Source organism: Nocardia miyunensis NBRC 108239 (genome assembly GCF_001613065.1).
Lineage (GTDB): Bacteria > Actinomycetota > Actinomycetes > Mycobacteriales > Mycobacteriaceae > Nocardia > Nocardia miyunensis.
Window position 1 is genome coordinate 1 of record NZ_BDBQ01000206.1, and the last position, 594, is coordinate 594.

Consider the following 594-nt stretch of genomic DNA (forward strand, 5'->3'; position numbering starts at 1 on the left):
CGCCTTGGCGAGGGTGGCCTTGGTGGCGAACTCCACATTATCGGGCACGTTCGCCTCGGCGCAGCGGCCGCGGTCCTCTGTCCAGGATTTTGGCAGATACAGTTCCCTGTCGATCAGAGTGCGGCCCTTCGCACTCGTATACGCGCAGAAAACGCCCAGTTGACAGTTCTCGATCCGTCCTGCGGTTCCGGAGTATTGCCTTTGTACCCCAGCAGATTTCACTCCCTTCTTCAAAAAACCCGTCTCATCCACCACCAGCACCCCGTCCGGGTCACCCAGGTGCTCCACGGCGTAGGCGCGCACATCGTCACGCACCCCGTCCACATCCCACGCCGCCTTGTTCAGCAACCGCTGCATCCCATCCGGCGTTAGGTCACCAGCCGCTTCGGCAAGCGTCCAGCCATTCTTCCCCGCCAACGGCGCCAACAGGCCCCGCACATACGCCCGCGCCCGCAATCTTGGCTCGGCACGATAGAACCGGCCCGCTACCAGCCCAAACAGATCATCCAGCCCCGCGACCCACGCAGCCAGATCCTCATCGATCGACACGACCAAAAAGCTTACCGCACAACATAACTAAGTGCGGCTGGAGTA

Annotated in this window: 1 protein-coding gene; it reads right to left on the bottom strand. The window is 61.8% G+C overall.

All coding sequences use genetic code 11. The annotated features are described in order from the left end of the window. The coding region (locus NM2_RS47015; RefSeq protein WP_439957004.1) for an IS701 family transposase at nucleotides 1-543 on the bottom strand (543 nt) is incomplete at its 3' end. Between the last annotated feature and the right edge of the window lie 51 nt (nucleotides 544-594).